The sequence below is a fragment of the Empedobacter sp. UBA7620 genome (assembly GCF_002484185.1).
GTDB lineage: Bacteria > Bacteroidota > Bacteroidia > Flavobacteriales > Weeksellaceae > Empedobacter > Empedobacter falsenii_C.
Window position 1 is genome coordinate 43488 of sequence record NZ_DLJI01000066.1, and the last position, 7574, is coordinate 51061.

The following is a 7574-nucleotide window of genomic DNA, read 5'->3' on the forward strand; positions in this document are numbered from 1 at the left end:
GAATTTAATTATGTCAAAAAATATAGTTTTAGATGTTGAAAATGTTTCGAAACAGTATCGTTTAGGTGAAGTAGGAACAGGTTCGTTGCAACATGATATGAAGCGTTGGTGGGCGAATGTTACAGGAAAAGAAGATCCTTATCTTAAAATAGGCGAAACTAATGATCGTACGCAAAAAGGAGACTCAGATTATGTTTGGGCGCTAAAAGATATTAACTTTCAAGTGGAACAAGGACAGGCTGTTGGGATTATTGGACGTAATGGAGCTGGTAAATCAACATTGTTGAAATTACTTTCTCGCGTTACTAAACCAACAACTGGTTCTATTAAGTATAAAGGACGTATTGCTTCTTTGTTAGAAGTTGGTACAGGTTTCCATCCTGAAATGACGGGACGTGAAAATATTTATTTGAACGGAGCAATTCTTGGAATGACGCGTAAAGAAATCACACGCAAGTTCGATGAAATTGTAGATTTTGCAGGCGTAGAACGTTATATTGATACACCTGTCAAACGTTATTCTTCGGGGATGTATGTTCGTTTAGCTTTTGCTGTAGCCGCGCACTTAGAATCTGAAATTTTAATTGTAGATGAAGTGTTAGCGGTTGGTGATGCCGAATTCCAAAAGAAATGTCTTGGGAAAATGGGAGATGTTACAAAAGGAGAAGGTCGTACCATTTTGTTTGTGAGCCATAATATGACGGCAGTAAAAGAGTTATGTAATACAGGTATTCTAATGAAATATGGAGAAGTGAGTTACAAAGGTGATATGCTTGAAACTATTTTAGAATACCAAAAAGATTACGAATTATCGAATAGCTATATTGCTCAAAATTTGGATGAAGCTGTAGGGAATACTAATATTAAAATTCTTGAATTTTCGGCGAAACCAATAGAAGGCAAAATAATAGATGTAGAGTCTGGAATTCGTGTTAAACTTCAATTTTATAATGCTCAACCTAATATTAATCTTGACGCAACTTTTGAATTGCGTAATTTTGAAGAGCTTGTTTTATATCATGTAGGGAAATTAGTGACTGAAAATAATGACTCTAAATCAGGAATATATACAATTGAGTTTGATATGCCTGCAGGTATGTTGAATGCTGGAAATTATTATTTCAAGCTAATATTTGGGAAAAATCAATCTGAAGCATTGTTTAATATAGACAACCTAATTGGTTTTGAAGTAGAGAATGTAAAAGTAGGAACAAAAACACATATTTATCCAGGGATTATTCGTCCTAATTTTGATTATAAAGTAGATTTTCAATTATGAAACCACAAATCATAACTTTAGATAAAATAGGTTCATCACAGCTTGGATATATAACTATTGCTGAAGCTCAAAAAAATATTCCCTTTGATATAAAAAGGGTTTATTGGACCTATTATACACCGCAAGATATTGTGCGTGGAGGGCATGCGCATAAAATTTTGGAGCAAGTAATATTTGCTGTTTCTGGAACAATTACATTCAATACAGAGGATCAAAATGGAAATAAAGACACCTTTGTACTAGATCATCCTAATAAAGGACTTTATATACCTAAATTAATTTGGCGTGATATTCATTTTACACATAATGCAGTTTTATTGTGTTTAGCTTCTGAACATTATACAGAAGAAGATTATTTTAGAGATTTTAATGAATTTAAATCTTATTCAAAATGATTAATGTACTGATAACATCTTTTGGTTCTAATACAAGTATTGGCGTTGCAAAATGTCTGAAAGATGATGGATGTTTTATAATAGGAACTGATAGTAACCCTTTTTATGAATGCAACGGTTTCAAGTTTGCGAATATTATAGAGCAATTACCTTATTATAATAATCCTTTGTATGAGGAAAAATTATTAAGAATAGTAAAAGATCATAATATAAATTGTATAATACCAATTCATGATAAAGAGATAGAAGTTATTTCGAAAATGAAAGACGAGGGAAGATTAGAAAATGTAAATGTTTCAGTCAACCAGTTTTCTATTGTAAAATTATGTAATGATAAGGCTCAAATAAATGAGTTATTAAAAGAAATTATTCATGTGCCTAAAGTTTATACTGAACTTTCTGAAGATATAAATTTTCCTATTATCATTAAAGATAACGATGGTGTTAGTAGTAAAGACATTAAAGTAATCTTAAATAAAGATGATTTCAAAGAAAAAGATTTTACAAATAAAATTATTCAGGAATATATTAACGGAGAAGAATATACTGTAGATTGTTTTTCGAGTTATTGTGATGATAATCTTTTTTATTACGCTGTAAGAAAAAGGGTTGAAACTAAATCAGGAATGAGTGTCAAGAGCGTCATTGTAGAGAATTTTACGATTGGAGAATGTTGCAAAAAAATTCACGAAATACTAGGTTATAAAGGTGTTTCTAATATACAATTTATAGTAAAAAATGACATTCCATATTTTATTGAAATTAATCCTCGATTTGCAGGAGGAGGAATTTTAACCTATAAATCAGGGTATAACTTTCCATTGATGACGATTAATGAACTTTGTAATAATAAGATCGATTCTGAGGCTAAATTACAAATTGGGAATAAAATGGTAAGATATTATGAAGAAACCTTTTTTAATGAATCCAACGATTGTATTAGACTTTGATGATACTTTAATTGATACAAAGCAGAGACAGTATCAGGTAATTAAAACATTTTTCAATTCCTACCAAATAGAGATAAGTGATTTTGAGAATTATCTAAAATATCGAATATTAAACAAAGCAAGTAATACAGATTTTGCTAGTCAATATTTGAATAATGAAATACAATTAGAAGATTACAAAAACTATTTCAAAACCAGAATAGAATCTGATGATTTCTTAAAATATGACCAACTAATTGTTGAGGTAGAATTATTAAAAAAGATTTCTTTAAACTATAAATTAGTACTACTATCATTAAGAACACATTATAATCAAGGAGAAAAGCAGCTTAGTCAATTAGGACTAAAAGAATATTTTTCGGAAATTTATTTTTTAAAACATCATGAAATAAATCCTAAAACGGATATTTTAATTAACTTAAAACAAAAGTTTTATCCTGTTACCTTTATTGGTGATACTATTAGTGATTATGAAGCTGCAAATAAAAGTGAAGTAGATTTTTACGGAGTTAATACAGGATTATTTTCTCTGTCTAATAATATAAATACTTTTGAAGATATTAATCAATACTTAATAACTAAACTATAAAATACGGATGACAAAATTTAGCCAAGAAAAATTAGAAAATGTTGCAGAAAACAGCCTTTATACAACGTTTACGAATAAAATGACAATAGAATATTCTTTTGAAGTTTTCAAAAGATTTTTAAAAAAAGGAAGTATTTTGGAGTTGGGGCCAGCTGAAGGTCTAATGACAAACTTTCTTAAAGATTTAGATCAAAACTTAACAGTAATAGAAGGTTCTAAAATTTTTGCAAATCAATTAAAAGATAAGTACCCAAGTATTCATGTAATTAATAGCTTATTCGAAGAAGCTGAACCTAATCAGAAGTTTGATAATATTGTATTGGGACATGTATTAGAGCATGTTGAGGATCCTCATATTTTACTTAATCATATAAAACCATGGTTAAAAGAAGATGGCGTTATATTATGTGCTGTTCCTAACGCACGATCATTACATAGACAAGCAGCTGTTGAAATTGGTTTTATTAGTAGTATTTTCGAGATGAGTGAAAAAGATATTCATCATGGACATATGCGTATTTATACTCCTGAAACATTACAAGAAGATTTTCTTAAGGTAGGTTATAAAGTTGAACATAGAGGTGGCTATTGGTTAAAACCATTAACAGATAGTCAACTAGAAGTTGTTTTAGATGAATCTATGTTGAGAGGATTTATGAAATTAGGGGAATCTTATCCAGATATAGCGGGGGAGATTTATATAGTAGCCAAAGTCTAATTTTATATGAAGGAAATATTTAGAATTGATGATAATATTTTTTATCATTCAAAATGGCAAGATAGATCAGCTTCACAAAAATTCAAACATTCCCTTATTTTACCTATAAACACTTATTCTCCTTGGAATGGTGATAGCGATTTCGTGTCAGCTTATGAAAAAGCAAAAAACAATACTTTGTTAGACATTTATAGATGTTATGAACTTTGGGATCTTGCAAAACAATACTCCAACAAAGATGGAGATATATTAGAGGTGGGCGTTTGGCGAGGAGGATCTAGCTTATTGTTAGCAAGTGCAGATAATGGAAAAGGTCATGTGTTTTTATGTGATACTTTTTCTGGAGTTGTAAAAGCATCAGATAAAGATAGTATTTATAAAGGAGGAGAACATGCTGATACTTCAGAGGAAGAAGTAAAACAACTTTTCGCAACTGCAGGTATTTCCAATTACTCAATTTGTAAAGGGATATTCCCAGACGAATCTGAACAAAATGTAACCTCAGAAAAATTCAAAATTTGCCATATAGATGTAGATGTTTATCAGTCTGCAAAGGATATTTTTGAATGGGTACATCCTAAGTTAATAAAAGGGGGAGCTGTTATTTTTGATGATTATGGATTTGCAGCGTGTGAAGGAATCACAACTTTGGTGCATGACATAATTTCAGAATACCAAAATTACATCAAGATTTATAATATTAATGGGCATGCTATTTTAATAAAAACAGATGATTAAATTCCTAGACTTACAAAAAATAAATCTATTATATCAACAAGAAATTGAACAAAAGCTATTAGATGTTTTTCGTTCGGGTTGGTATCTAATGGGCGAAGAAGTAAAAAACTTCGAGAATAATTTGGCAAATTATATTGGAGCAAAACATGCAATAGGAGTGGCTAATGGTTTAGATGCTTTGCGCCTTATTTTTAGAGCGTATATAGAACTTGGTGTGATGAAAGCTGGCGACGAAGTTATTGTTCCTGCGAATACGTATATTGCTTCAATTCTAGCACTTTCAGACAATGGATTATTTCCCGTTTTGGTAGAGCCAGATGATACGACTTTCAATCTAGATATTACGAAGATAGAAGCTGCCATTACAACTAAGACTAAAGCAATCCTGATCGTTCATTTACAAGGAAGAATTGTTTTTAGTGAAGAATTGAAATCTATCACAGCTAAACATAATCTGAAGATTGTCGAAGATAATGCACAAGCAATTGGGGCTACTTGGCAAGATATTAAATCTGGAAATTTGGGAGATGCAGCAGGATTTAGTTTTTATCCTGGGAAGAATCTTGGTGCGTTAGGAGATGCGGGTGCAGTTACGACAAATGATGACGAACTTGCAAAAACTATTCGTGCAATTGCCAATTATGGATCTAACCAAAAATATGTGAATATCTATAAAGGATTAAATTCTCGCTTAGATGAATTGCAAGCTGCTGTTTTGGATGTGAAACTAAAATACATTGACAACGAAAATGAAGCTCGCAGAATAATTGCAAAACGTTTTCTTTCAGAAATCAACAATCCAAAAATTATTCTTCCTGAAAATCCTAAAGATGAAAACGAACATGTATGGCATGTTTTTGTCGTAAGATCTACAGATCGAGATCAACTACAAAACTATTTGAACGAAAAAGGAATACAAACCATCATACATTACCCTATTCCACCTCATCATCAAGAGGCTTACAAAGAACTAAAAGATTTATCTTTTCCAATAACTGAGGCTATGCATAACGAAGTATTGAGCTTGCCTATTTCTTCAATATTGACGGATGAAGAAGTGAGTGAAATTATTAATGTAGTGAATCAGTTTTAATATAGATATGTCTGTTATTCAGGAAAATAATCGTTACTTAAAAAAGAATATTAAAATTGCAAAATTATTATACCATCAAGGATTATATGAAGATTGTATAAATCAAATAGAAAAAACGGCTCAATTTGCGTGGCATTTTTATTCAGGAATATATAGGAGTAATAAGTTAGAAAACCTTTTAAATGATATAGGTAGCCAATTAGTGTATAATAATTCTAAAAAAATTATAAGAAATAATTTAGGGAAATTTAAAATTATTCATATATGTTCAGAAGTATATGAGACAGGAGGTCATACAAAGTTAATGTATAATTGGATAAATGTTGATAGCGAACATGATCACTCTATTGCAACTACAAGATTAAGTTTAGATCAACTTAAAAATCTGACAAAGTTTTATACGTCCTCTATTAATGAAAGTAATTTATATTCTGTTAAAACAGATTCTAAAATAGAGAGTGCAAAACAATTGACTAATATACTCTCTGAAGGTTATGATTTAATAGTCTTACATACACATCCAGATGATTGTTTGGTGAATTTAGTATTTTCTAATCCTCAATTAGAAATACCCGTTTTTATGGTGAATCATGCCGATCATGTTTTTTGGTTAGGTGCTTCTGTAATAGATGTTTTATTACAGATTAGGGAAACGAATATATCTGCAGACAAATTAAGAAGACAATTGAAAAATCAATTTTTTCTACCAATACCTATTGTTCTTGAAGAAAATAAAACACCAAATGTTTTAAAAGATTATAAAATAATTAATTTGCTATCTACAGGCTCTTACTACAAATATCTACCTGATGGTAAATACAATTTTCTTGAAGAGATGAAACGATTAGTCAATAAGTTTCAGAATGTAGTTGTTCATATAGTAGGTATTGATAAAGATTCAGACTATGCACTACAATATAAGCACGAAAGAATAATTTACCATGGATTAATAAACCAAGAAAAATTAGAAATAATAGAAGATAAAACAGATATATACTTAGAAGGGTTTCCTACTCCATCTTTTATGTCTTTGTTAAAACCAGCATTAAAAAAAATACCTTTTCAGTTACATTATAATCCTTCTTTAGTTTATAAATTATTTAATGATGATTCAGAATATTATATAGATTATCCTAATAATATAGAAGAATGGAGAAAGGCTATAGAAAAATTAATAAATAACGAGGAATATAGATCAATAGTAGCTCAAAAACAATTTGAATATGTTAGCCAATCTTATCAGTTGTCCTCTTGGAAAGAAAAAATAGCTGAATTATATAAAAACTCTAAGATACTCGTTCATCATATAAATAAAGAGAATAAAGATATTTATATTGAGGGCGAAAATGAATCTAAAATAGCTTTATTAGAATATGATGTGAAAATTTCACATTTTCAGTATACCGAAAAACTTAATTTACTAAGTAAGTTGCAAGTATATTACTATAGTAAGCATAAACACAATAAAATACATTATCAATTAAGTTCAGGAATTTATTATTATCTTAAAAATAAAGACACTCGTTTTTTTTAAATTATATATATCATGAGTATTGAAAGAAGCTCTAATAACTTTGATTTTCTACGACTTATCTTTGCAAGTCTTGTAATAGTTTCACATTCATTTCCTCTAACAGGGAAACAAGAATGGTTTGAAGTGCATACAAATGGACAATTTGGATTAGGAAGCCTTTCTGTTAATATATTTTTTGTCCTAAGTGGATATTTAATTTTTATTAGTTTAAAATATAGCAAAACTATAAAAAATTATCTTTGGAAAAGATTATTAAGATTGTAAATCGTCAGCAAAAA

At 29.6% G+C, this 7574-nt stretch carries 9 protein-coding genes; all 9 read left to right on the forward strand.

The annotated features are described in order from the left end of the window. Nucleotides 1-10 precede the first annotated feature (10 nt). Genes B2217_RS16885 through B2217_RS16925 form a run of 9 tightly spaced genes read left to right on the forward strand, consistent with a single transcriptional unit; the run spans nt 11 to nt 7560 of the window. On the forward strand, nt 11-1279 hold the full coding sequence (locus B2217_RS16885; protein WP_291123352.1) for an ABC transporter ATP-binding protein: 1269 nt from the start codon (nt 11-13) through the stop codon (nt 1277-1279). After that, entirely contained in the window at nt 1276-1674 is a 399-nt protein-coding gene (locus B2217_RS16890) for a sugar 3,4-ketoisomerase (RefSeq protein ID WP_291123355.1), read from the forward strand. The genes B2217_RS16885 and B2217_RS16890 overlap by 4 nt, the downstream gene beginning before the upstream one ends. Next, on the forward strand, nt 1671-2624 hold the full coding sequence (locus tag B2217_RS16895; protein WP_180905838.1) for an ATP-grasp domain-containing protein: 954 nt from the start codon (nt 1671-1673) through the stop codon (nt 2622-2624). The genes B2217_RS16890 and B2217_RS16895 overlap by 4 nt, the downstream gene beginning before the upstream one ends. Then, nucleotides 2596-3213 carry an HAD family hydrolase gene (locus B2217_RS16900; protein ID WP_180905839.1) on the forward strand — a complete coding sequence of 206 codons (618 nt, stop codon included), beginning with the start codon at nt 2596-2598 and terminating at the stop codon, nt 3211-3213. Before B2217_RS16895 ends, B2217_RS16900 begins: the two co-directional genes overlap by 29 nt. 7 nt (nt 3214-3220) lie before the next feature. Then, nucleotides 3221-3931, forward strand: a complete 711-nt coding sequence (locus B2217_RS16905) for a class I SAM-dependent methyltransferase (RefSeq protein ID WP_180905840.1) — start codon at nt 3221-3223, stop codon at nt 3929-3931. 6 nt (nt 3932-3937) lie between these two features. Next, entirely contained in the window at nt 3938-4669 is a 732-nt protein-coding gene (locus B2217_RS16910) for a TylF/MycF/NovP-related O-methyltransferase (protein ID WP_180905841.1), read from the forward strand. Then, on the forward strand, nt 4662-5762 hold the full coding sequence (locus B2217_RS16915) for a DegT/DnrJ/EryC1/StrS family aminotransferase (protein WP_180905842.1): 1101 nt from the start codon (nt 4662-4664) through the stop codon (nt 5760-5762). The genes B2217_RS16910 and B2217_RS16915 overlap by 8 nt, the downstream gene beginning before the upstream one ends. Nucleotides 5763-5769: 7 nt before the next feature. Further along, nucleotides 5770-7296 carry a glycosyltransferase gene (locus B2217_RS16920; protein ID WP_180905843.1) on the forward strand — a complete coding sequence of 509 codons (1527 nt, stop codon included), beginning with the start codon at nt 5770-5772 and terminating at the stop codon, nt 7294-7296. A 12-nt stretch (nt 7297-7308) separates the two neighbouring features. Continuing rightward, nucleotides 7309-7560, forward strand: a complete 252-nt coding sequence (locus tag B2217_RS16925; protein WP_291123364.1) for an acyltransferase family protein — start codon at nt 7309-7311, stop codon at nt 7558-7560. Nucleotides 7561-7574: the final 14 nt, after the last annotated feature.